At 71.5% G+C, this 228-nt stretch carries 1 protein-coding gene; it reads left to right on the top strand.

The window, feature by feature from the left end; all coding sequences use genetic code 11:
• On the top strand, nucleotides 1-228 hold a 228-nt coding region (locus KVS71_RS19870; RefSeq protein ID WP_217585372.1), incomplete at both ends, for a type II 3-dehydroquinate dehydratase.

Below are 228 nucleotides of genomic sequence, written 5' to 3'. Positions count from 1 at the left end.
CGTGCTCATCGACGCGATCCACGATGCGGGGGCGGGGTGCGCGGGCATCGGCATCAACCCGGGCGGCCTCTCCCACACCTCCGTCGCCCTGCGCGTCGCGCTCACCGGCGTCGCGTTGCCCTCCGCCGAGGTCCTCATCTCCGACGTCTACGCCCGTGTGGAGTTCCGTCACCACTCGTACCTGCACGTCGTCGCCGCAGTCCGTGTCATCGGACGCGGCGTGGAGGG

This window comes from Microbacterium sp. GbtcB4 (assembly GCF_019091465.1).
GTDB classification, from domain to species: domain Bacteria; phylum Actinomycetota; class Actinomycetes; order Actinomycetales; family Microbacteriaceae; genus Microbacterium; species Microbacterium paraoxydans.
The sequence above is the reverse complement of the archived record's forward strand: the minus strand, read 5'-3'. Positions and strand labels throughout refer to the sequence as shown.